The sequence below is a fragment of the Blastococcus saxobsidens DD2 genome (genome assembly GCF_000284015.1).
Lineage (GTDB): Bacteria > Actinomycetota > Actinomycetes > Mycobacteriales > Geodermatophilaceae > Blastococcus > Blastococcus saxobsidens_A.
Window position 1 is genome coordinate 2,674,774 of the sequence record NC_016943.1, and the last position, 21,595, is coordinate 2,696,368.

The 21,595-nt window shown below is 74.9% G+C and carries 21 protein-coding genes and 1 pseudogene; 8 read left to right on the forward strand and 14 right to left on the reverse strand.

Features of this window, described 5'->3' with window-relative positions:
• Position 1 precedes the first annotated feature (1 nt).
• Positions 2 to 748, reverse strand: a complete 747-nt coding sequence (locus tag BLASA_RS12645) for an HpcH/HpaI aldolase family protein (RefSeq protein ID WP_014376551.1) — start codon at positions 746 to 748, stop codon at positions 2 to 4.
• Positions 749 to 860: 112 nt separating this feature from the next.
• Complete coding sequence (locus BLASA_RS12650) at positions 861 to 1,472, reverse strand: peroxidase-related enzyme (protein ID WP_014376552.1); 612 nt, start codon at positions 1,470 to 1,472, stop codon at positions 861 to 863.
• 116 nt (positions 1,473 to 1,588) lie between these two features.
• On the opposite strand from BLASA_RS12650, the gene BLASA_RS12655 reads away from it, so the two are divergent.
• A complete protein-coding gene (locus BLASA_RS12655; RefSeq protein WP_014376553.1) occupies positions 1,589 to 2,560 on the forward strand; it encodes a zinc-binding dehydrogenase in 972 nt (323 codons plus the stop codon).
• Positions 2,561 to 2,646: 86 nt separating this feature from the next.
• Here the strand turns inward: BLASA_RS12655 and BLASA_RS12660 are convergent, their stop codons facing one another.
• Together BLASA_RS12660 and BLASA_RS26305 are read right to left on the reverse strand one after the other, a co-directional pair.
• The gene (locus tag BLASA_RS12660; protein ID WP_014376554.1) at positions 2,647 to 3,822 is read right to left on the reverse strand and encodes a Fic family protein; all 1,176 of its coding nucleotides are present in this window, start codon (positions 3,820 to 3,822) and stop codon (positions 2,647 to 2,649) included.
• 875 nt (positions 3,823 to 4,697) lie between these two features.
• On the reverse strand, positions 4,698 to 4,829 hold the full coding sequence (locus BLASA_RS26305; RefSeq protein ID WP_269446672.1) for a hypothetical protein: 132 nt from the start codon (positions 4,827 to 4,829) through the stop codon (positions 4,698 to 4,700).
• Positions 4,830 to 4,945: 116 nt separating this feature from the next.
• On the opposite strand from BLASA_RS26305, the gene BLASA_RS12670 reads away from it, so the two are divergent.
• From BLASA_RS12670 to BLASA_RS12680, 3 genes are read left to right on the forward strand one after another with little or no spacing between them, the layout of a single operon-like run.
• Positions 4,946 to 5,845, forward strand: coding sequence for a sensor histidine kinase (locus tag BLASA_RS12670; RefSeq protein ID WP_014376555.1), 900 nt, complete (start codon positions 4,946 to 4,948; stop codon positions 5,843 to 5,845).
• A complete protein-coding gene (locus tag BLASA_RS12675; protein WP_014376556.1) occupies positions 5,842 to 6,480 on the forward strand; it encodes a response regulator in 639 nt (212 codons plus the stop codon). Before BLASA_RS12670 ends, BLASA_RS12675 begins: the two co-directional genes overlap by 4 nt.
• 24 nt (positions 6,481 to 6,504) lie before the next feature.
• Positions 6,505 to 7,014 carry a hypothetical protein gene (locus tag BLASA_RS12680; protein ID WP_014376557.1) on the forward strand — a complete coding sequence of 170 codons (510 nt, stop codon included), beginning with the start codon at positions 6,505 to 6,507 and terminating at the stop codon, positions 7,012 to 7,014.
• Positions 7,015 to 7,023: 9 nt separating this feature from the next.
• Here BLASA_RS12680 and serA read toward each other — a convergent pair whose 3' ends face one another.
• Complete coding sequence (serA, locus tag BLASA_RS12685) at positions 7,024 to 8,232, reverse strand: phosphoglycerate dehydrogenase (RefSeq protein WP_014376558.1); 1,209 nt, start codon at positions 8,230 to 8,232, stop codon at positions 7,024 to 7,026.
• A gap of 89 nt (positions 8,233 to 8,321) precedes the next feature.
• Positions 8,322 to 9,188: a sulfite exporter TauE/SafE family protein gene (locus BLASA_RS12690; RefSeq protein WP_231839460.1), complete on the reverse strand. Its 867-nt coding sequence runs from the start codon at positions 9,186 to 9,188 to the stop codon at positions 8,322 to 8,324.
• Between the two features lie 116 nt (positions 9,189 to 9,304).
• On the opposite strand from BLASA_RS12690, the gene BLASA_RS12695 reads away from it, so the two are divergent.
• Positions 9,305 to 10,177, forward strand: a complete 873-nt coding sequence (locus BLASA_RS12695; protein ID WP_014376560.1) for a polysaccharide deacetylase family protein — start codon at positions 9,305 to 9,307, stop codon at positions 10,175 to 10,177.
• 47 nt (positions 10,178 to 10,224) lie between these two features.
• Here BLASA_RS12695 and BLASA_RS12700 read toward each other — a convergent pair whose 3' ends face one another.
• The 4 genes from BLASA_RS12700 to BLASA_RS12715 form a co-directional block, all read right to left on the reverse strand.
• Positions 10,225 to 10,455 carry a response regulator gene (locus tag BLASA_RS12700; RefSeq protein WP_014376561.1) on the reverse strand — a complete coding sequence of 77 codons (231 nt, stop codon included), beginning with the start codon at positions 10,453 to 10,455 and terminating at the stop codon, positions 10,225 to 10,227.
• On the reverse strand, positions 10,452 to 12,464 hold the full coding sequence (locus BLASA_RS12705; RefSeq protein WP_014376562.1) for a sensor histidine kinase: 2,013 nt from the start codon (positions 12,462 to 12,464) through the stop codon (positions 10,452 to 10,454). Before BLASA_RS12705 ends, BLASA_RS12700 begins: the two co-directional genes overlap by 4 nt.
• Positions 12,465 to 12,501: 37 nt before the next feature.
• Positions 12,502 to 13,218, reverse strand: a complete 717-nt coding sequence (locus tag BLASA_RS12710; RefSeq protein ID WP_014376563.1) for a hypothetical protein — start codon at positions 13,216 to 13,218, stop codon at positions 12,502 to 12,504.
• 113 nt (positions 13,219 to 13,331) lie between these two features.
• Positions 13,332 to 14,084, reverse strand: coding sequence for an alpha/beta hydrolase family protein (locus BLASA_RS12715; RefSeq protein WP_041776470.1), 753 nt, complete (start codon positions 14,082 to 14,084; stop codon positions 13,332 to 13,334).
• Between the two features lie 120 nt (positions 14,085 to 14,204).
• Between BLASA_RS12715 and BLASA_RS12720 the strand changes: the two genes are divergently transcribed.
• A complete protein-coding gene (locus BLASA_RS12720; protein ID WP_014376565.1) occupies positions 14,205 to 15,458 on the forward strand; it encodes a kynureninase in 1,254 nt (417 codons plus the stop codon).
• 5 nt (positions 15,459 to 15,463) lie between these two features.
• Here the strand turns inward: BLASA_RS12720 and BLASA_RS12725 are convergent, their stop codons facing one another.
• Positions 15,464 to 15,736 (reverse strand): hypothetical protein, encoded by a 273-nt coding sequence (locus BLASA_RS12725; protein WP_041775744.1) that lies wholly within the window; start codon positions 15,734 to 15,736, stop codon positions 15,464 to 15,466.
• A gap of 221 nt (positions 15,737 to 15,957) precedes the next feature.
• Here BLASA_RS12725 and BLASA_RS12735 point away from each other — a divergent pair, with 221 nt between their 5' ends.
• Together BLASA_RS12735 and BLASA_RS12740 are read left to right on the forward strand one after the other, a co-directional pair.
• Positions 15,958 to 16,920, forward strand: coding sequence for a hypothetical protein (locus tag BLASA_RS12735; RefSeq protein WP_014376567.1), 963 nt, complete (start codon positions 15,958 to 15,960; stop codon positions 16,918 to 16,920).
• Positions 16,921 to 16,978: 58 nt separating this feature from the next.
• Positions 16,979 to 18,382 carry a DUF2252 domain-containing protein gene (locus BLASA_RS12740; protein WP_014376568.1) on the forward strand — a complete coding sequence of 468 codons (1,404 nt, stop codon included), beginning with the start codon at positions 16,979 to 16,981 and terminating at the stop codon, positions 18,380 to 18,382.
• On the opposite strand, the gene BLASA_RS12745 is transcribed toward BLASA_RS12740, so the two are convergent.
• From BLASA_RS12745 to BLASA_RS12760, 3 genes and pseudogenes are all read right to left on the reverse strand, one after another.
• Positions 18,373 to 19,440, reverse strand: a complete 1,068-nt coding sequence (locus tag BLASA_RS12745) for a YihY/virulence factor BrkB family protein (RefSeq protein ID WP_014376569.1) — start codon at positions 19,438 to 19,440, stop codon at positions 18,373 to 18,375. The two genes, BLASA_RS12740 and BLASA_RS12745, sit on opposite strands and share 10 nt — an antisense overlap.
• A 24-nt stretch (positions 19,441 to 19,464) precedes the next feature.
• Positions 19,465 to 19,983: pseudogene (locus BLASA_RS26440) on the reverse strand (UGSC family (seleno)protein).
• Positions 19,980 to 21,377: a thioredoxin family protein gene (locus tag BLASA_RS12760; RefSeq protein WP_014376572.1), complete on the reverse strand. Its 1,398-nt coding sequence runs from the start codon at positions 21,375 to 21,377 to the stop codon at positions 19,980 to 19,982. Before BLASA_RS12760 ends, BLASA_RS26440 begins: the two are co-directional and overlap by 4 nt.
• Positions 21,378 to 21,595: the final 218 nt, after the last annotated feature.

The window sequence follows — 21,595 nt, forward strand, 5'->3', positions numbered from 1 at the left end:
GTCACGGGCGCTCCGGCCCCGGGCGGTCCCGCGCGACCCGTAGGTGCTGCGCCATGGCCTGCGCGAGGGTGGCGGCGTCCGCCGCGGCGGTGACGATCGTCGCTCCCTCGGCCGCGTAGCCGGCGGCCTCCTCGCCGTTGTGCGCGTACACGCCCACCGGTACGCCGGCGGCGCCGGCCCGGGCGACGATCGACGAGAGGACCCCGCGCAGCTCCGCCCGCCGGTCCGCACCGGTCAGGCCGAGCGCCAGCCCGAGGTCGCCCGGACCGACGAACACCCCGTCCAGCCCGTCGACGGCCAGGACGGCGTCGAGGTCCTCCAGCGCCGTCGCGGTCTCGACCATCACGATCGCGAGCGGGTCCTCGGCGCCGCCGGAGAACCGGCCGATCGACCGGCTGCCCGCCGGCGCGTACCGGCAGGTGGCGACGACCTCCCGGGCGTGCTCGGCATCGCGCACGTTGGGCACGATGACCCCGCAGGCGCCGAGATCCAGCGGCCGTCCGACGTCGGGGAACAGCGAGCTGCGGGTCCGGACGAGCGGCACCGATCCCGCCGCGGTGATCGCCGCCGCCACCCCCGGCAGCTCGGCCTCGGACCGGGCCCCGTGCTGCAGGTCGACGACGACGAAGTCGGCGCCGGTCCGCGCCAGGATCTCGCCGGTCACGGCGCCCGGCAAGGCGCTCCACAGGCCGTGGCACGGCTGTCCTTCCGACCACCGCCGCCGCAGGTCGCCCTCGCTGATCGCCATGCCCGGCCGCTCCCTTCGTCGAGTTCTGCGTCCGCGGCGGTGTCGTCAGCCGTCGCCCGACGATCCTGCTCGTCAGCCCCGGTGCCCGCGACCGCACCGGCGCGCCACCGGCTCAGCCCGCCGACCCGGCGGCGCCCTCTGTGCCCCGTGGCAGCCGGCCCATGAGGAAGAACTCGGGGTTGGGCGCGAGCGCGGCGAAGTGCGCCAGCCGGTTGGACAGCGCGAAGAACGACGTGATCATGCCGACGTCCCAGACGTCGTCCTCGGTGAGGCCGTGCTCGGCGAGGCTCGCCAGGTCGTCCGCGGTGACGGCGGCCGGATCGGCGGCCAGGCGGGTCGCCACGGTGAGCACGGCGTGCATCCGCGGCGACAGCGGTGCCTTGCGCCAGTCGACGGCGACCTGGTCGGCGATGTACGGGTCGCGGGCGCGGATCCGCGCCACCGCACCGTGCGCCACGACGCAGTACAGGCAGTCGTTGCCGGCGCTGGTCGCGACCACGATCAGCTCGCGGTCGGCCTTCGACAGCCCCGGCGTCTCCTTGTCCATCAGGGCGTCGTGCATGGCGAAGAACGCCCGCGCCTCGTCCGGCCGCCAGGCCAGCGCCGCGAAGACGTTGGGCAGGAAGCCCGACCGCTCGGCCACCTCCGCGTACCGCTCGGCGAGGTCGGCCGGCAGCTCGTCCGGTGGCCGGAGGGGAAAGCGGCTGAGGGGTGTCTCGGTCATCGCCTCACTCTGGCAGCGGCTGACCGCGCGCGCACCCATGGCGCCCGCCCGCGCGACTCCCGGCCGCCGGGAGAGACTCTCCGGGACGCCGCTGATCGAAACGGGAGACGACTGACATGTGGGCCCAGGTGCTGGACGGACCGTTCACCTTCCGGGAGGTCGAGGTCGAGGCGCCGCGCGCCGAGCAGCTCGCCGACGGCCAGGTCCTGCTGGCCACCAGCGCCGGCGGCATCTGCGGCAGCGACCTGCCGTTCTTCAAGGGCGCACCGTTCCTGCACGCCGCCAACCGGGGCACCCCGGCGTCGCCCGCGCCGGGCTTCCCCCTGCACGAGGTCGTCGGCGAGGTCGTGGCCAGCCGGCATCCGGCGCACGCCGCCGGCGACCTGGTCGTCGGCTGGGCGTCGGCGTTCGACGCGATCGCCGAGCTCGTGGTCAGCGACGGCGAGGGGCTGGCCGGCTACGACACCACGATGGCGCCCACCACCGCGGTCATGCTGCAACCGCTGGCGTGCGTGCTCTACGCCGTCGAGCAGGTCGGGGACGTGCGCGGGCGCACGGTGGCGGTGGTCGGCCAGGGGCCGATCGGGCTGCTGTTCAGCCACGTGCTCAAGCAGCGCGGAGCCGGCCACGTCGTCGGGGTGGACCGGATCGACCGGAGCCGGGATGCCGACGTCTTCGGCGTGGACGAGACCGTCACCGCCAGCGCCAACCTGTGGTCGGCCACCCTCGGCGAGACCGACCGCCCCAGCGTGGTCGTCGAGGCGGTGGGGCACCAGGTCACGACGCTGAAGGACTGCCTGGACAGCGTCGCCGCCGGCGGGGAGATCCTCTACTTCGGCATCCCCGACGACGCGGTCTACCCGCTGGACATGCTGACGTTCCTGCGGAAGAACATCACGCTGCGCGCGGGGGTCACCCTCGAGCGGCGCCGGGTGCTCCGGGACGCCGGGAGCTACCTCGCGGCGCACCCCGCGCTCCGGGAGGTCTACGTGACCGACGTCCACCGGGCCGGCGACGTGCAGCAGGGTTTCACCGCGGCGATCCAGCCGCGGGCCGGCCAGTACAAGGTCGCCCTCGACATGGCGTGATGCGGCGGGCGTGGGTTCCGCTGTGCGGGGACGCCCCGCCTGCGTGGCACCGTCGGACGATCAGCAGCTGGGCGGGTTCGGCCCGGTCAGCGGCGCAGTGGGCTGGATCCGGCCAGGCCCAGCAGCTCCTCGCTGACGTACAGGCGCGCCGGCCGCCCCCGCCCGGGGGAACCGATGGTGCCGGAGGCGGAGTCGTAGGCCGTGAGCACGCCGACGTCGGCCAGCGTCCGCAGTGCCTCTCGGGCTGCCTTACCGGTCACCCCGAGCGCCTCGGAAACAACCGGCGCGGTGAGGACCAGATGCCGCGGCAGCAGCGCCAGCACGCGCCAGGCGGCCGCGTCCGCGCGCAGCGCCCTCGCCCGGCCGTGCGCGGCCAGCTTCGTCTGCCAGCCGGCCCGGATGCGGTCCACCGCCCCGACGAGCTCGGACTGGGCGCGTCCGGCTCCGGAGACAGCGTCGGCGAACCACGTGACCCAGGCGCTGGTCTGACCGAACCGGTACTGGGTCAGCCCCGCGGTGTACCCGCCGACGTCAGCGGCCAGGTGCACGCTGACCGGGGGTGGGGTGAGCAGCCGCAGCCGGCGGGTGAGCAGCCAGGAGACCAGCACGCGCCCGATCCGGCCATTGCCGTCGGCGAACGGATGGATCACCTCGAACTGGGCATGGGCGATCGCGGCCGCCGCGATCGGGTCCACGGCGCTGCGCGAGATGCCCGCGTCGTTGACGAACACGACCAGATCCTCCAGCAGCCCGGCCAGCTCTCCGGGCGGCGGGGTGACCAGGTGCGCGTCCAGGGGACTGGTGCCACCGATCCAGCCCTGCTCCTCGCGGAGGCGACCGACGTGCTGCGCCGGCGTGGGGCTGCCGGCCATGAGCGCCGCGTGCCAGCGGCACAACTCCTCGACGGTGAGCCGCTCGGTGCCCCCGGCGTGGACGATCGCCTGTTCCGTGGCGGCGAGGTTCGCCGCCACCCAGGCCGCCGGAGTGTGCCCACCGGGGCCGGCGTGCTCGGCCAGGATGACGTCGACGACCGGCGCCGCGACTCCTTCGATGTAACTGGACGCGACTCCCTCGGCGCGCAGCAGCAGCCGGGCCAGCGGCGCGTAGTCGTCGGGCAACGCCTCGGCTCCGCGGTCCACGCTCGTCCCGGCCGCGCCGCAGCGGCTGGCTGCCTGGTGGTCGAGGCTCAGATCGCGGTCCGCGAGCAGTTGGGGAACGAACGCGTGAACACGGCGGCCCCGCCAGACCACGGGTACCTCCATGCCGGCCCGTTTCACATACTTCCCCTTTCGAACCGATATCGCGCTATCCGTTCGATATTACGTTGCCGCATGCGCGGTCGTTGGCGAGGCCGGCCGTGCTGCCGCACGGTCGACGGAACGCCCGGCTCGGTGGTCCGGATCCCGGGAGTTCCTCCCGTCCGGCCGGGAAGGCGCCGGATGACACGGGAACCTCTCTCGCCGACCGTTGCGGCGTCCGAGAAGGCACGGCCGGAGCCGGGTGGCAGCGACCCGGTCACCGGTCCGCCGTGTCGCCGCCCGCGCAGCGAAGAGGAAGACCCGTGTCCACTCCACTCACCGACCGCATGCCCGTCGCCGCCGGCGTCGCCTTCGCCGTCCTCGCCGTGGCGGGCAACGCCCTCCAGGGCAGCACCCCCGCCCTGCACGGGGACGCCGCAGCCGTGGCCGCCTTCTACTCGGCCGGCTCGACACGCATCGCCGTCGCGATGATGGTGTCGTTGCTAGCCGCTCGACTACCGGCTGGCCGGGGTCCGCAACCCGATCGGCCTGCCGACCGGCTGGCGCCCGGCCGTGGACCTGCTCCCCGTCGCGGGTCTGGCCCTGTCGGTCCTGAGCGCGCTCGTCGGTCTCCTGGCCGTCGCCCACCGCTGGCGGCGGGCCGACGCGCTCACGCGCCAGCAGATCGGCGCACTCGTCCTCGCCGCCGCCGCGTCGCTGCTAATCGGTGTCTGGATCGTCGTGGACCTGAGCGAGACGGCGATCGCCTTCCCCCTGGCGGTCGCGGGCGTCCCCCTCGCCGTCGGCACCGCCGTGCTGCAGCACGATCTCTACGACCTGCGCCGGGCGGTGAACCGCACCCTCGTCTACGGGCTGCTGACCGGCGTCGTGGTCACCGTCTACGTGGTCATCGTGGGCGGGGTCGGCGCCGCGCTGAGCGCGGAGCTCTCCGGGTGGCTCTCGCTGGTGGCCGCGGCCGTCGTCGCGGTGGTCTTCCTCCCGCTGCGCGACGCGGTCCAGCGCTCGGTCAACCGGATCACCTACGGCGCCTGGGAGCGGCCGACCGAGATCAGCCGGCGGCTCGGCGACCGGCTGGTCCGGCGCGGCCGCCCCGGACCAGACGCTGCCGTCGGTCGTCGACGCGCTCGTGGAGTCGCTGCGCCTCCCCTACGTCGCCGTGCTGGGGATCGACGGTTCGGTCCTGGCGTCCCGCGGTGTCCCCGTGACCCCTGTGGACGACGTCCCCCTGGTCCACCAGCGGTTGGTGGTGGGCGTGCTCCGGCTGGCCGGGGTCCGCGGCGGCCCCGTGGTGGGGCCCGTGCTCGGTGCCCTCGCGCACCAGCTGGCTCCGGTCGTCCGCGCGCTGGACCTGTCCCGGGAGCTGCAGGCCTCCCGGGAGCGGCTGGTGCTGTCCCGCGAGGAGGAACGGCGTCGCCTGCGCCGAGAGCTGCACGACGGTCTGGGGCCCGCTCTGGCGGGGCTGACGCTCCGGGTGGACACCGCGCGCAACACCGTCGGCCGCGATCCCGCGGTCGACCGGGCCTTGAGGGGACTGCGCGACGACGTGCAGGAGGCGGTGGCCGACGTGCGCCGCATCGTCGAGGACCTGCGCCCGGCGGCCCTGGACGATCTGGGCCTGGTGGGCGCGATCGACGCCCTCGCCCGGCGGATGGGCGCCGGCCCCCTGCGGGTGGCGGTGGAGGCCGACGGCCTGCTGCCACCGCTCCCCGCCGCCACCGAGGTGGCGGCGTACCGGATCGCCCAGGAGGCGGTGACCAACGCCGTCCGTCACGCCGGGCCCACGGCCGCGGAGGTCCGGGTCCGCGTCGGGACGGACACGGATCGGTCGCTCACCCTCGTGGTCGAGGACGACGGCTGCGGCCCCAGGACGGCACCCGGACGACCGGGCGGCGGCAACGGACTGGCCACGATGCGGGAATGGGCCGAGGAGCTGGGCGGCGCCCTCGTCGTCGGCCGCCGTTCCGGCGGCGGGACCGTCGTACGGGCCACGCTCCCGTTGGCCGCAGCATCCGGCGGCACCGCATGACCACGCCGATCCGCATCGGCGTCGTGGACGACCACCCGATGTTCCGGCGCGGGCTGCGGGGTCTGCTCGAGTCCGTCGGCGACACCACGGTGGTCGGGGAGGCGGCCTCCGGCGAGGAGGCCGTGCGGCTGGCCGCCGAGCACCGGCCGGACGTCGTCCTGATGGACCTGAACCTGCCCGGCATGTCCGGTGTCGAGGCCACCCGTCAGGTGCTGCGCGCCAGCCCCGACACCGCCGTCCTCGTGATCACGATGGTCGAGGACGACGACGCCCTCGTGTCCGCGATCGAGGCCGGTGCCCGGGGCTACGTCCTCAAGGGAGCCGGCCAGGAGGAGCTCCTGGCCGCGGTCCGTGCGGTCAGCAGCGGAGCCGCGGTGTTCGGCCGCGGCCTCACCGCCCGGGTTCTCGGCAGCGTGCGCGCGGGAGGCCGTCCCCGGCCGGTCTCCGTCCCCGGGCTCAGCGATCGGGAGAGCGAGGTGCTGCGCCTGCTGGCGGACGGCCACGACAACGCCGTGATCGCGCGCCGGCTCGGGCTCACGGTCAAGACGGTCCAGAACCACGTCTCGCGCATGCTGGTCAAGCTCGACGCCCGCAACCGGGTGGAGCTGGCCCTCCGGTTCCGGGGCGCGCGCTGACCCGGACCGCCTAGCCTCGGGGGCGTGGGTTTCACCGTTCCCGACGCGCACCTGCTCGCGTTGGACGCCCACGAGGGACAGTTCGACGAGCACGGCCGCGACCACTACCTCGCCCACCTGCGTCCCGTCGCCGAGCTGCTCCGGCCGTACGGACCGGACGCGGTGATGGCCGGCCTGCTCCGCGACATCGTCGGCAGCACCCGGGACCACCCGGACCCCGCCCGGCGCTACGACCTCGACCGGCTGCGTCTCCTGGGGGTGCCGGAGGTCGTCGTCGAGGCCGTCGACGCGGTGACCCCGCGCCCCGGCGAGCCGTACATGTCCGGCCTGATCCGCCGCGCGGCCACCCATCCGCTGGGCCGCCTGGTGAAGCTCGTCGCCAACAGCCACGACCTCGCCGCCAGCGCCGCGCTGGCCGAGCACGACCCGGACAAGGCCCGCACGCTGCGGGAGGGCCGCTACCGGCCGGCCCGCCGGATCCTGCTCGCCGCCGAGGCCGCGGACCGCCTGCACGGCTGCCGCATCCTCGTCTGACCCAGCGCCTCAGCCGGTCAGGAGGTCGAGCCGGATGGTCTCCGGCAGCCCGCGCAGCCGGTCCACCACGCCGTCCCCGACCGTGCCGCGGACATCGGTCACCGCGTACCCCACCGTCCCGGAGGTCGTGAGCAGCTGCTGCTCGACGTTGAGCCCGCCGTCGGCGAGCACCCCGGCGAGGTGGGCCAGGGCCCCGGGCTGGTTCCGGTGCAGGAGCAGCAGCCGGGTGGCGCCGTCCAGCCGGGGCAGCTGCACCTCGGGGAGGTTCACCGACAACCCCGTGGCCCCGGCGCGCAGGTAGCCCAGCAGCTTGCCGGCGACGAAGTCGCCGATGTCCTGCTGCGCCTCCTCGGTGGAGCCGCCGACGTGCGGCGTGAGGATGACGTTGGGCAGCCCCCGCAGCTCCGACTCGAAGGGGTCACCCGGCCCGGCCGGCTCGTTCGGGAAGACGTCGACGGCGGCGCCGGCCAGGTGATCGCTGACGATCCGCTCGCGCAGGGCGGAGTGGTCGACGAGGAAGCCGCGGGAGAGGTTGAGGAAGATCGCGCCCCGGGGCATCAGCCCGAACTGCGCGTCGCCGAACATGCCGCTGTTGCCGGGACGGCCGTCGACGTGCAGGGACACGACGTCGGAGTCGGCCAGCAACTCCTCGAGCGTGGCGCACCGGCGGGCGTTGCCGAGGGCGAGCCGGTCGGCGGTGTCGAAGAAGCGCACGTGCATGCCGAGCGCCTCGGCCAGCACGGAGAGCTGGCTGCCGATCTTGCCGTACCCGACGATGCCCAGCCGCCGGCCGCGCAGCTCGTGGCTGCCCTTCGCCGATTTCCGCCACTGCCCCGCGTGCATGGCGTCGTCCTGGACGGTCAGCCGCCGGGTGAGCGCGATGATCTCGGCGATGGCGAGCTCGACAACGCTGCGGGTGTTCGAGAACGGGGCGTTGAACACCGCGATGCCGCGCTCGGTCGCCGCCCGCAGGTCGATCTGGTTGGTGCCGATGCAGAAGGCGCCGATGACCCGGAGGTCCGGCGCCTGCGCGAGCACCTCGGCGGTCACGTGCGTGCCCGAGCGCAGCCCCAGCACCTGGACCCCCGCCAGCCGCGAGACCAGCTCCTCGCCACCCATGGCCCGGCTCTCCCGGTCGACCTCGATACCGGACGAGGCCAGCACGTCCGCGGCGACGGGATGGATCCCCTCGACCAGGAGTGCCTTCAAGTCGTTCACCCGTTCTCCCCTGCTGATCCGCACCTCCATCGACGGTGGGCGTCTGCCCGCCCAGCGTCCGGAGGCACCTCCAGCATGCCCGACCGCTGTCAGGACAGGAGCGGGCGGAGGTTCTCCGTCCACACGTCCCAGCCCAGCCGGCAGATCAGCGCGGTGACGACGACGAGGAAGACGACCCGGATGAAGCGGGTCCCGCGCGCGGTCGCCGCCCGGGCGCCGAGGTAGCCGCCGAGCATGTTGGCCAGGCCCATCAGGATCCCGAGGCCCCAGAACACCGCGCCGTGGGGAACGAAGAACAGCAGCGCCCCCACGTTGGTGGCGACGTTGACGATCTTGGCCTTGGCACTGGCGTTCAGGAAGTCGTAGCCCAGCAACGAGACCATGGCGAACACCAGGAACGACCCCGTGCCCGGGCCCAGGATGCCGTCGTAGAACCCGATGGCGGCCCCCAGCGCTGCCGCGATGCCGTGATGCCGGCGGCCGCTGTGGCGCAGCGCCGTCACCTCGCCGAGCGAGGGGCGCAGCGCGGTGAACAGGGCGATGCCGACGAGCGCGACGACGATGATCGGCTTGAACACGCTGGCCGGCAGGGCCGCGGCGACCGACGCGCCGGCGAAACTGCCCACCAGGGCCACCGCGGCCATCGGGAGGGCGGTGCGCAGATCGGGGTGGACCCGGCGGTAGAAGGTGGTCGCGCTCGTGGTGGTGCCGAAGAGGGACGCGAGCTTGTTCGTCGCCAGCGCCTGCACCGGGCCGATCCCCGGGACCAGCAGCAGCGCGGGCAGCTGGAGGAGCCCGCCGCCCCCGACGACGGCGTCGATCCACCCGGCGGCGAGCGCGGCGAGCAGCAGGAGCAGGAGGACGCCGCCGCTCAGGTCGGCGGGCAGCAGGTCGGCCGGGAAGGCATCCACCATCCCGCGGCCGCCCCCCTCGTCTCCGCGGCCCGCCCCGGGCACGCGAGCAGAACGGTAGGACGCGCCGGCCCCCCGCCGGACGGCGGGTTCCGGCCGACACGCGCGGCCGACGGTCGACGATCTTGCTCCTCCGTCGGCCACCCGTGAAGGTGGCAGGCATGCGCAGACGGACGTTCCTCGCCGCAGCCGGGACGGTGCTGCTCGGGGCCTGCTCGGCCCCGACCAGCGACCGGTCGACCGCCCCGACGACCCGCGGCCCGCGTTCGCCGGCGCCGAGCCCGTCGCCCTCCCCCAGCACGCCGCCGGCCACCAGCGCCCCGCCCACCCCCGCGACGGCCGAGGAGGTGCTGGCCCGCTCGACCGTGCCGGTGCTGTGCTTCCACCAGCTGCGCGAGTTCCGCGCCGGGGACAGCGCGTACGCCCGCACGATCATCACCCCGCCGTCCGTCTTCCGGGCCCAGCTGCAGGCCTTGCGCGACGGCGGTCGCACGCCGATCAGCACCGGGCAGCTCCTGGACCACCTGCAGTTCGGCACGCCCCTCCCTGACCGGCCGGTGCTCCTCACCTTCGACGACGGATCGGTGACCCACCATTCCGTCGCGCTGCCGGTGCTCACCGAGTTGGCTTTCCCGGCGGCGTTCTTCCCGATGACCGTCGTCCTGGGCAAGCCGGACTGGCTGAGCGCGGACCAACTGCGCGACCTCGACCGGGCCGGCATGACCATCGGTGCGCACAGCTGGGACCACCAGCGGGTCGATCGGCTCACCGGCGACCAGTGGGCCGTCCAGCTGGACCGGCCGCGGGCCGAGCTGGCCGCGATCCTCGGCCATCCGGTGGACCTGCTGGCCTATCCGCACGGCGTCTGGTCGCCCGAGGCGCTGCCCCGGGTCGAGGCGGCGGGCTACCGGGCGGCGTTCCAGCTCTCCGACCCGCAGGACCCGGCGTACCCGTTGCTGACCATCCGCCGGATCATGCCGCCGCCGACCTGGGACGGACCCACGCTGCTCGCCCAGCTGGACGCCGCGTTCTGATCACGGTTCCGCACGGGTCGGGCCGGTGCGGCGAGCAGTGGCGCGCCTCAGCGCGTCGGACCAGTCGCCCGTCCCCCGGCGGCCCGGGACCGGAGCATGGCCTGGCGGCGGTCGGGAACCTGGTCCGGGTCGAGCTCAGCGGCCAGGCTCAGCGCCTGCTCACCGGTGGCCGCCTCACCGACGACCGTCAGCCCCGGCTCCTGTCCGAGCACGAACCGCAGGCCCTCGCGGAACATCGCGTGGTCGTCGGCCAGCAGGACGGTGACCGCCGCGGTCATGCCGGCACCTCGTGGCCCGCCCCGATTGGCAGCCGCGCCGTGACGGTCGTCCCCCGGCCGGGAACGGACTCCACCACCACGTTCCCGCCCAGCTCGTCGGCCCGCTCGCGCATCGCCTGCAGCCCGACGCCGGCCGGCCGGCCGGGCTCCACACCGGTGCCGGCGTCCCGGATGCGGAGCTCGACGTCTCCCCCGGTCCGGCGCACGGACACCTCGACGTCGGGGCTGCCCGCATGGCGGGCGACGTTGTGCAGCGCCTCGGCGGCGATGAGGTAGCCGGCCACCTCGACGGCCGCGGGCGGCCGGGGCGCGTCGGGGGCCACCACGGACACCCGGAGCCCCAGGGACTCGGCCAGCTGCCGGAGCGCACCGGCCAGCCCCAGCTCGTCCAGCGCGGGCGGCCGCAGGCCGTGGGACACCCGGCGCACCGTCTCCAGCGCCGAGGCGGCCGCGTCCTGCAGCCGCAGCAGCCGGTCGGCGGCCGCTGCCGGATCGGCATGCAGCAGCGGACGGAGGGCGCCCAGCTGCATCGCGAGCCCGGCGAGCGTCGGACCCACCTCGTCGTGCAGGTCCCGGCGCAGCCGACGGCGTTCCTCCTCGCGGGCCACCACCAACCGCTGGCGGCCGGCCCGCACGTCCTCGGCCAGCAGCGCCGCCTGCACCGCCACCCCGCCGTGGCGACCCAGCTCCGCCAGCAGCCGTCGCTCGTCGGTGCCCAGCCGCCGGCCGGGCCCCAGACCGACGCTGAGGGCGCCGAGCCGGATCGACCCGTGGAGCAGGTCCGCACCGGCCTCGGTGCCGTCCGCGGGTCGGTGCCCCCAGGTCCCGACGCACCCACCGGCCGACGCCGCGCTCCAGGGCGCCCGCAGGGACGCCGCCGCGCTCGCCGCCAGCCCACCGAGGACCATGTCGATCGACGGTTCCCGGTGCGTCTGCTCGGCAAGCCGCTGCAACGCCCGGTACGGATCGGCCAGGTCCCCGTAGAGCAGCCGGTGCACCAGCCGGGCCAGCCGCGCCCGGAAGGGAGAGAGCGCCAGAGCCGTGCCGCCGGCGATCACCGCGGTACCGAACGCGGGGAGATCGGCGCCGCGGCGGGTGAGCAGGATGCCGATCCCGATGGCGACGCCGCCGACGACCACCGTCAGCACGGTGTGGACGAACGCCTGCCGCACCAGCACGGCGACCAGCCGCGGCCGCCGGCCGAGCACCGTGGCCGTCAGCTGCAGCGCCAGCAACGCGCCGGCCAGCACGTCGAAGGCGTCGGCCAGCTGGGGCCACCAGGCGTGCCCGATGACCACCAGGAGCACGAAGGTGGACGCGGCCAGCAGGACACCGACGACGCGCACCCGCTCCTCGGCGGCCGCGCGCCGTAGCCGTACGACGGTGGCGACCAGGCCGAGCAGCAGCGGGAGCTGCAGCAGCACCGTGTCCAGCCCGTCCAGCCGGCCGGCCAGCCCCGGGGGCAGCACACCCACCGGGTTGGGCAGCTGCAGCGTGTACCCGGGCAGGGAGGTGTCCGGCGCGGCGGCCGGGCCCCGCACGGTCGCGAACGCCCCCACCGCCACGCATTGCAGCGTCACCACGGCACCGACGACGGGCCGCCATCGGCGCGACGGCAGCCGTCCGTCCGGCAGCAGGAGCAGCAGCAGCAGGACGCCCACCACCAGGAACGCGGAGAAGCGGTCGGCGGTCCAGGCCGCCCAGGCCACGGCGCTCCCCCGGTCGCCGTCCGGCGCATGCCTGGTCCACTGGGCCCCCAGTGCCGCCGCCCCGAACAGCAGGGCATCGGCCAGGGCCAGCCAGCCGAGCGGGTTCCGCGGCCGGGCGGTGGTGAGGACCGCGCCGACGCCGGCCATGATCGCGGCCAGCAGCACCGGCTTCGCCCAGCCGGCGACGCTGCCGGCCTCGGCGTCGAGCAGACCCGGCCACGCCGCCGTGCCCGCGCAGGCCAGGGCGACCGCGGTGGCGGTCGAGGCCACCACCGCGGTTCCCCGGGCGGTCAGCTCCACGCCCGAAGTATGGGGCGCCGGAGTGGCTCGTCGGCCCTCAGCGAGCGCCGTCCATGACGCCTCGCCAGCGAGCCGTGGGCATCCGGATCAGGGAGCTGCCGAGCCAGATCCAGGAGATCACCAGCAGCAGGTGCGGACCGACCGGACCCAGCGGCGGCAGGAGGAAGTCCCAGACCAGGAAGCCCACGAGCAGGACCGCCGCCGGGCGCGGAAAGGCCCCCGACCGCCAGACGGCGACGCCGAGCAGGACCAGTCCCGGGAAACTGCCGAGCAGGTGCGGCACGAGCGCGGCGGCGACGGTGCCCGGGTGTCCGCTGAGCGCGTCGCTGAGCGCCACCGCCTGATCGACCGGCAGCACCGTGGGAGCGACGGTTCCGGCCACGTACCCCGTCGCCAGGACGTTGGTGAAGCCCCACATCCCCCAGACCACCAGCGGTGTGGCGAACGCCGTCAGCACCGGGGCCCGGAACCGGCAGACGTGCGCCACGCCGAGCAACCCGGGGACCAGGAACAGCGAGCTGACCAGCAGGGCGGTCTGCTCGGCCCGGTGCGCGAGCGGGTGCTCGGTCGCCCAGACGATCTGCTCGCTGAACGACAGGTCCCCGGTGAGCGCGTGCCCGATCAGCTGGGGCAGGCCGTTGAGGAGCGCCCCGGCGATCAGGCAGCACCCGGCGGCCATCCGCAGCGACCGGGAGAAGGGTGGGGAGGTCGCCGTTCCCGGCGACGGGACGGGGATGGCGTTGACCGTGCTCATGGGGCGTCCTCGGGTCGGCGTCGATCGGGTGCCGTCGATGCTGTCCGCGTCCCCCGGGGCGGCACATGGTGCAGACGTCCCCATGGCGGTCCCAATCGCGGGTGCTGCCCCGCTCAGCCGGAGCCGAGCTCCTCGAGCACCGCGAGCACTGTGGGCCAGACGGCGCTGCGCGGGTCGATCAGGCCGAAGTGGCCGGCGGGGACGGGCAGCAGCACCGCTCCGGGACGGCGCCGGACGTAGGACTCGCTCACCTCGATCGGGACGGTCCCGTCCTCCGTCCCGTGCACGATCCGGACCGGGCCCGCCGGGGCCGGCAGCCGGGCCGGGTCCAGGTCGGGGCGGGCGGCGGCGTCCTGCCCGAGAAAGGCCACGACGGCGTCGTCCCCGAGCCCGAGCCGCTGTCCCTCCCGGAGATCGGCCACCGGCGCCAGGGCCAGCACCCCGGCGGGCGCATGCAGCGGGTCCGCGGTCGCGGCCGCCTGCAGTGCCAGGTGACCGCCGGCGGAGTGCCCGACGAGCAGCACCCGCGGGTCGCCCCGGCCCAGCTCGGGCCGCATGCCGACACTGCGCACCGCGGCGTGGACGTCCGCGACGGCCAGGTCGGGCCGGCCGGTGACGCGCCGGTACTCCGGCGTCACCGTCGGCCAGCCGGCCGCGGCCAGCGCCTCGGCCATCGGCCCCAGGTGCGCCCGGTCGTACTCCGGCCGCCAGAAGCCCCCGTGCACGACCACCAGCACCGGCCGGTCGGCCGCTCCGGCCGGGGGAAACCGGACGTCGGCCACCTGGTCCGGACCAGAGGCGTAGCCGAACTCCGCGTCCGGAGCGGAGGCGGGCCGGGAGAGCACCGACCGGTCCTCGGATCCCACGGCCTCGATCATCGACGGCGCCTGCGCCGGGGTCCAGCCGGTCCCGGCGGGACCGCCGGACGGCGCTACCGTGCCGGTGGGCCCAGCCGCCCGCTGACCGCCGCCGACCCGAGGATCCCCATGTTCCCGTCCGACCCGCTGGAGGTGCTCTCCCCGGAGTTCCTCCGGCTGGCGGCCGACCTGGACGAGCGGGACCCGCTCGCGGCCTGCCGGACCGAGTTCGTCCTTCCTCCCGGGGTCGTCGCCTACCTCGACGGCAACTCGCTCGGCCGGCCGCTGCAGGTCACGCGGGAGCGCCTGTCCGCGTTCGTCGAGTCCGACTGGGGCGAGCGGCTGATCCGCGCCTGGGACGAGCAGTGGCTGGACCGCCCGACGGCCGTGGGCGACCTCATCGGGAGCGCGGTCCTCGGGGCGGCGCCCGGGCAGACCGTCGTCGGCGACTCGACGACCGTGCTGCTCTACAAGCTCATCCGGGCTGCGGTGGACGCCCGTCCGGACCGCTCGGAGATCGTCGCCGACACCGAGAACTTCCCCACCGACCGGTTCCTGCTCGCCACGATCGCCGCGGAGACCGGCCGGACGATCCGGTGGATCGAGCCGGACCCGGCCACCGGCGTGCAGCTCGCCGAGGTGGCGGCGCTGCTGTCGGACCGGACGGCACTGGTGCTCCTCAGCCATGTCGCCTACAAGTCGGCCTACCTCGCCGACCTGCCGGCGATCACCGCAGCGGCGCACCGGGCGGGCGCCCTCGTGCTGTGGGACCTGTGCCACTCCGCCGGCGTGGTGGAGGTCGGCCTGGACGCGGCGGAGGTCGATCTCGCCGTCGGCTGCGGCTACAAGTTCCTGAACGGCGGGCCCGGCGCGCCGGCGTACGGCTACGTCGCCCGGCGGCTGCAGGACGCGCTCATCCAGCCGATCACCGGCTGGATGGGGCACGCCGAGCCGTTCGCGATGGGCCCGGAGTACGTGCCGGCCACCGGCATCCGCCGTTTCCTCAGCGGCACGCCCCCGATCCTCGGGATGATCCCGCTCGAGGACATGCTCCGGCTCATCCAGCGGGCCGGCATGCCGGCCGTCCGGCAGAAGTCCGTGGCGCTCACGGAGTTCGTCATCGCGTTCGCGGACGAGGTGCTCGCCCCGCTCGGCGTCGGGGTCGCCTCCCCCCGCGACCCGGACCGCCGGGGAGGGCACGTCACGCTCGAGCACGAGGGGATGCGGACGGCCGTCGGCGAGCTGTGGGGTCGCGGCGTCCTCCCCGACTTCCGGCCGCCGCGCGGCCTGCGCATGGGCCTGTCACCGCTGAGCACCAGCTTCACGGAGGTGGCGACCGCACTCGCGCACCTCACCCAGCTCCTCCGCGCAGCAGAGGGCTGAGGACCTCAGACCGGCTGCGAGCGCGACCGGGGCCCCCGGTGCACCGGGCGGTCCCGGTCGGCCGGGTCCGAGGCGGATCCCGCCGCCCCGGACGGCCGGGAGTCCAGCCAGTCGCGCCACTCCGACCGCCGGCTGCCTGCCGCGGCGGCGGCGAGGACCACGACGAAGAGCAGCGCGGTGACCAGCGCGAGGACCACGACGGTCACCAGGTTCTCCCAGCCGAACAGCACGGGGACAGTCAGGTTCCCCGGCATCTGCGGGGTCGGAGCGGGCGCCATGGAGGCAGGGTGCGCTCAGCCACGGATCCCGAAACGCCCTCCGGAGGCTCCGTCACCCGCACGAGGGAGGTTCCGCAGGGAGACCGCGACCGGCGCCCGGCCCCGGGCGCAGCCAGGCCCCCGCCCCGGACGGGTGACACCGGGCCCGGCAGCAGGCGCGCTCCCGGAGCGGTCGCCGTAGCGTTCCGTACTCGACCGACTGCGGAAGGAGGCAGCTGGACATGACCACCGACCTGCACACCGAGGACCGGCCGGCCACCGGGCCGGGCGGGCTCGAGGCAGTGGCGGACGACGAGCCGCTGGACCGCACGCGGCCCAACGTCTCCGGTGACCTGCCGACGATCTTCGAGCTGGCGCCGATGTTCCGGCGGGTGCTGTTGGGCTACGACCGCTTCCAGGTCGACACCTACGTCCAGTGGGCAGAGCACCAGCTGACCACCGCCGAGCAGGAGCGGGAACACCTGGAGAGCCGCCATCTGCATGCGCTCGCCGAGCTCGACGAGGCGCGCGAACTGCTCTCCCACTCCTCGGGTGGCGCCGAGTTCGTCTCGTTGTCCCGGCGGATGGGCGCCATGCTCGCCGTGGCCGCCGACGAGGCCGACGGCATCCGGGCCGAGGCCGACGCCCACCGCTCCGCCGCCGCCGCGGAGGCCGAGGGGACGCTCCGGATGGCCGAACGCGTCCTGGCCGACGCCGAGACCGAGGGTGGCCGGCTGGTCGCCGTGGCGACCAGCGAGGCACAGGAGCGGACCAGCCGCGCCGACCGGATCGTCGAGGCGGCCGAGGCGATCCGGACGGCGGCCTCCGCCGAAGCCGCGGCGCGGCTGGAGGAGACCCGTCTCCTCGAGCGCCGGGCCGCCGCGGAGGCCGGGCGGATCCGCCGGCAGGCCGAGGACGACGTCACCGCCGCCCGGCTGCAGGCGCGCGAGGAGATCGTGCGCATGCTCACCGCCGGCCGGGAGGAGCGGCGCCGGGCCGACGCCGAGGCCGAGGCCGACCGGGAGCGCCTGGACCGGCGGGCCACGGCCCTCCGCTCGGAGATCGGGGCCCTGGAACAGCGGCGAGCGGCCCTGCAGGCCGAGGTCGCGCTGCTGACGGAGCAGGTCGCGGCGCCGGTCGCCGAACGGCCCGCGGCCGCCCCGCGTCGGCTCCGGGCGGGAAGCCGGGCGCTGCGCGCCCGCTGACCGAGCTGTCACACAACCGTCGTGCCTGGCCGGCCCGGCGGCGGGTAGCCCGTGGACCATGGATGTGCCCCAGCTCGCGACCACCACCCCCGCCGAGGGCCGGCAGCGGATCAGCTCACGGGTGGAGGCGTTCCGCTCGCTCGCCGAGGGGCGGGCAGCGGGGCACATGGTGCCGATACCGCGCCTGCTGGCCGGGAACGACCGCCGAATCCACGTCCGGGAGACGGTGCGCGAGGACCACGAGACGCGCATCGCCAGCCACGACGTGGAGGCGCAGCAGAAGTTCGACAAGCTGGCCCGGTCGGTCTTCCACTTCTTCCGCGGCACCGCCCTCCTCTTCTACCGGGACCTGGCCGGTGAGGATGCCCGGATGCCCACGGTGCTCGCCCTCGGCGACGTCCACCCGGGCAACTTCGGGGTGATGCCCAGCGCGGACAACGTGCCGGTCTTCGGGGTGAACGACTTCGACGACGCCTACTACGCCCCCTTCACCTGGGACCTCAAGCGCGGCGCCGTCGGCTTCCTGCTCGCCGCGGAGGAGAAGGGCGGCCACGGCCGGAAGAAGCAGCGGGCCATCGCCGGCCACTTCCTCCACGGCTACGCCGCCGCGATGGCCGCCTACGCCGCCGAGGGCACCGAGGGCGGCGAGCAGCTGCGCCTGGACAACGCACCGCCGCTGGTCGCCGACCTCATCGCCGGCGCGCTCGAGCTTGCCCGGGCCGACTGGCTGGCCGGCCTGCTGGACGACTCCCGCAGCGGCTTCCGCCCCGACGAGGAGGTCGTCCCGGTGAGCAGCCGCCGCGCCGAGTTCCAGGAGATCGTCGACCGGTTCGTCGCCCAGAACGAGGTGCCGGTGCCCGAGCGGGCCGGCCGGATGCGGGTGAAGGACGTCGCCGAGCGCAAGGGCGCGGGCACCGCCTCGCTCGGTCTCACCCGCTTCTTCGTGCTCGTCGAGGGCAGGAGCGCCGACGGGACCGACGACCTCCTCCTGGAGTTCAAGCAGGCCCGTCGGTCCGCGCTGTCCGGCCTGGTCCCGCCCACGGAGTACCAGCAGGACGGCCTGGCCGACCGGGTCCGCCACGCCCAACGGGTGCACCTGGTCGACGGCGACGTCTTCTACGGCAGCGTGGACATCGACGGCCGCAGCTTCATGGTGCGCGAGCGCGCGCCGTTCCGGGACTCGATCAGCCTGGGCTCGCTGTCGGGCAGCGAGTGGAAGGACTACGCCGAGATCTGCGGCCGGGTGCTGGCGCACACCCATGCCATGTCCGACGACACCGGCAACGTCGACTACGACGTGGAGCCCGCGATCCTCGATGCGATCGGCAGCCGGGAGCTGTTCGTCGACGACGTCCTGCGGTTCGCCGAGGAGGCGGCTGCCCGGGTGCGCCGGGATCACCAGCACTTCGTCGCCGACCATGCGCTTGGCGCATTCAGCAGCGTGGACGTCGTCTACCGATGACCGCTCGCCGGCGGGTGGGCGTCGTCCGCGTCGTCCTGCGCGACGTCCCCGGGGAAGCCCTCGGCGTCGGCGGGGCGCTGCTCCTCGTCCTTGCGGAACGAGGCCTCGACCCGCTGGAACCCCTTGTACCGCTCGCTCCGGGCGTAACCGGTGTAGGCGCGCACGTCCGCCGTGGTCAGCTCGACGTCGTCGGTGAACGGGGTCAGCAGCGAACGGGGGTACAGCCGCCGGTGCCGGACGACGTTGATCTCCGCGGCGAGCACGACGACGAGCGCCTGCAGGTAGATCCAGACGATCAGGCCGAGGATCACGCCGAAGACCCCGTAGACGTCGCTCGACCGCATCACGTAGGTGCCGAAGTAGTAGGTGCCGAGCAGGTGCAGCAGCTCCCAGAGCACCGCGGCGATGACGGCGCCGACGGCGACGTTGCGCCAGCCCAGCCGGCGCGCGGTGAGCACCTGGTAGACCACCAGGAAGATGCCGACGTTGATCGCCAGGCTGGCCAGCGTGACCGTGGCCGTGACCACCGGCTCCGGCACCGGCAGGGCGCCGGAGAACGTCGACACGAATGCGGTCAGCCCCGTCGATGCCACCGCGGCCAGGCCCAGGGCCACGACGAGGAGCAGGCTGCGCAGCCGGGACAGCACGGGGTTGGGCTGGGCGAAGCGGGGCACGGCGTAGATCCGGTTGAGCGCCGCCTGGGCCGCCTGCATGACGCCCAGCCCACCGTAGAGGCTGCCCACGATGCCGATCACCAAGGCGGCTCCGCTCCCCCGGAAACCGCCGATGTTCTCGACCAGCGCCGGGCCGAGGAGCGGGAAGTCCGACAGCGCGGACTCGAGGATCCGCTGCTGGAGGCCGGGATCGTCCTCCAGCAGGAAGCCGAGCGTGGAGGTCAGGATGAGCAGCAGCGGGAACAGCGAGACGAACCCGTAGTAGGTGATCAGCGCGGCCAGGTGCGGCCCGCGGTCGTCGACGAACTTGTAGACCACGGCCAGCGGGAAGGCCGCTGCGGGATGCCTGGCCTGGAACGCATCCAGCCGTGCCACGACCGGCATGCAGGCACCCTCCCTCGTCGGCGGCTACCCGCCCGTCGTGAGGGTAGCCAACACCGCGGGGTAGGCCTGCTCCGCCGCGGCCCGGAGCTCGGCGTCGGTGCGGTCCTGGACCGGGTGCGGGACCAGCACGCACGGCGCCGGGAAGCCGAGCGCCGCGCCCTGCAGCCGGGCCGCCTCGGCGAATGCCTCGCTGGCGAGGAAGACTCCGACCACGCCGCGGCGCTCGAGATCAGCGATGTCGTGCACACTGCACGACGTGCACGAGCCCTAATCGGCCAGCGCCTCGATGACCACCTCGCACTGCTCGGCGATCTCGTGCCGCAGGTCCACCGGGGCGGTCCGGGCGAAGGTCGGCTTGCGGTACCGGCGCACCCGCGCGCCGTCCGCGGTCAGCAGCTCCTCGAGCCGGTCGAGGACGACGTCGCCGCGAGCCTTGCTGATGTCGAGCAGGCCGACGCTGCGGCCCCGGAGCGATGTCGGGCGGGGCAGCAGCTCCCGGGCCGACGTCCGCCGCTCGCCGGTGGGATCCAGGACGGTCCTCATGCGTGCACCTCTCTGGTCACCGGGGCGCTCCCGGTCTTCCCGGACACCCAGCCGCCGACGATCGCACTGAACAGCCCCGCGTCGCCGCCGGCGTGCGCCACCAGCAGGCCGCCGGGGCGGAACTTGGGCAGCTCGCTGCCGGCCAGGGCGGCCGGCACCCCCTCGGCCATGCCCCCGGCCCCGCGCACCAGCTCGTCGGCGGGGAGGGTGAGCAGGTCGTCGAGCTCGGCGAGCAGGCGGGCACGGTCCCAGCCGGCCTCGCGGAACACCCGGCCGTGCTCCGGCGAGACGACGAGCATGGCGTCGAACCCCATCGGCAGCTTGGGGTGGGCGTTGACCCGCAGGCAGGCCGCGAACGTGCGGGCGAGCGACCCGGGCTCGCGGCTGAGCTGGTCCACCACCGGCTGCACGCCCGACCCGGCGAAGACGGTCACCGCGTTCCCCGGCACACCCCGGTCGGCGGCGAGCGGGGCGAACGGGCTGTCCTGCTCCCGCTCGGCGAAGCAGAAGGTGAACTTGCCGGGGTTGCCCAGCGTGGCCCGGTCCACCTCACCGGGGCGCCCGCCCCCGACGTTGCGCACCACCAGCTGGAGCGCCCGGCCGATCGTGGCGTTGGCGCGGTTGCCCTGCCCGAGCGCGTTGACCCCGCCGTTCATGCCGATCCGCTCGGCCACCGGCCCGTTCACCACCACGACGGGCCCGGAGAAGTACGTGGTCGCCAGCAGCCCGTGCAGCGCGAACTCCTCCGCGGACGCCGCCTCCAGCGCGGCCAGCACGACCGGCAGGTGCTCCGGCAGGCACCCGGCCATCACCGCGTTGACCGCCACCTTCTCCACGGTGCACTCGACGAGGTCGGGCGGCACGACGGCGACCACCTCGCCCGGGTCGCGGGTCGTCCCCCGCAGCATCCGCAGCACCCGTTCCGGCGTGGGCGGCACCACCGGCAGCCCGTCGGTCCAGCCGCGGTCGAACAGCGCCTCGTGCTCGTCCTCCAGGTCGGCCAGCTCCACCCGGCGGCTGGCCAGGCCGCTGCCGCCGTACCGGGCCTCCAGGGCGTCGATCCGGAAGGGGTCCACCGACAGCGATCCGCAGCCGGGCCGGTGCTCGGGCAGCCCCTCCCCCAGGTCGGGCACCCCGGTGAGCTCCGCCCACTGCTCCCGGCTCCACCCGACCACGCGCGCCGTCTCCGCGCCGCCCTCCACGCGCAGGAGCGTGGGAACGGTCTCGACACCCAGGCGGTAGGACAGCTCCAGCTCGGTGTCGTCGCCGTCGAACCACCCGGCGTCGTCCTGGCACCACACGGCCGCACCCAGCTGCCGCAGGACCGGCTCGACGAGGACGCACGTGGGGCAGTCGTGTTTGACCACGGCCACGAGGCCGTCCGGGAGCCGCACGCTCGCGACCGTAACCCAGTTCCCGGTCCCTGGCGCATCCGCCCACCGGGGCTCCGGGCGAACCTCCGGGGACGGCCCCACCCGGCCGCGCCGTGAGCACGCGAGGGGCCGCATGCTGGGCTCCACGTGGGCGGTGCGGTGCCGAGCCAGCCGCCGACGCGCGGGCGAGCGGCCTCCGGACCTGCTCGACGGCTGACCGGACGCCGCGCCGGCGAACC

What these genes read in the sequence shown, in the direction of transcription:
- BLASA_RS12645 (WP_014376551.1), bottom strand. Translation starts at nt 748, where the DNA reads ATGGCGATCAGCGAGGGCGACCTGCGGCGGCGGTGGTCGGAAGGACAG.
- BLASA_RS12650 (WP_014376552.1), bottom strand. Translation starts at nt 1,472, where the DNA reads ATGACCGAGACACCCCTCAGCCGCTTTCCCCTCCGGCCACCGGACGAG.
- BLASA_RS12655 (WP_014376553.1), top strand. Translation starts at nt 1,589, where the DNA reads ATGTGGGCCCAGGTGCTGGACGGACCGTTCACCTTCCGGGAGGTCGAG.
- BLASA_RS12660 (WP_014376554.1), bottom strand. Translation starts at nt 3,822, where the DNA reads ATGGAGGTACCCGTGGTCTGGCGGGGCCGCCGTGTTCACGCGTTCGTT.
- BLASA_RS12675 (WP_014376556.1), top strand. Translation starts at nt 5,842, where the DNA reads ATGACCACGCCGATCCGCATCGGCGTCGTGGACGACCACCCGATGTTC.
- BLASA_RS12695 (WP_014376560.1), top strand. Translation starts at nt 9,305, where the DNA reads ATGCGCAGACGGACGTTCCTCGCCGCAGCCGGGACGGTGCTGCTCGGG.
- BLASA_RS12700 (WP_014376561.1), bottom strand. Translation starts at nt 10,455, where the DNA reads ATGACCGCGGCGGTCACCGTCCTGCTGGCCGACGACCACGCGATGTTC.
- BLASA_RS12710 (WP_014376563.1), bottom strand. Translation starts at nt 13,218, where the DNA reads ATGAGCACGGTCAACGCCATCCCCGTCCCGTCGCCGGGAACGGCGACC.
- BLASA_RS12720 (WP_014376565.1), top strand. Translation starts at nt 14,205, where the DNA reads ATGTTCCCGTCCGACCCGCTGGAGGTGCTCTCCCCGGAGTTCCTCCGG.
- BLASA_RS12725 (WP_041775744.1), bottom strand. Translation starts at nt 15,736, where the DNA reads ATGGCGCCCGCTCCGACCCCGCAGATGCCGGGGAACCTGACTGTCCCC.
- BLASA_RS12735 (WP_014376567.1), top strand. Translation starts at nt 15,958, where the DNA reads ATGACCACCGACCTGCACACCGAGGACCGGCCGGCCACCGGGCCGGGC.
- BLASA_RS12740 (WP_014376568.1), top strand. Translation starts at nt 16,979, where the DNA reads ATGGATGTGCCCCAGCTCGCGACCACCACCCCCGCCGAGGGCCGGCAG.
- BLASA_RS12745 (WP_014376569.1), bottom strand. Translation starts at nt 19,440, where the DNA reads ATGCCGGTCGTGGCACGGCTGGATGCGTTCCAGGCCAGGCATCCCGCA.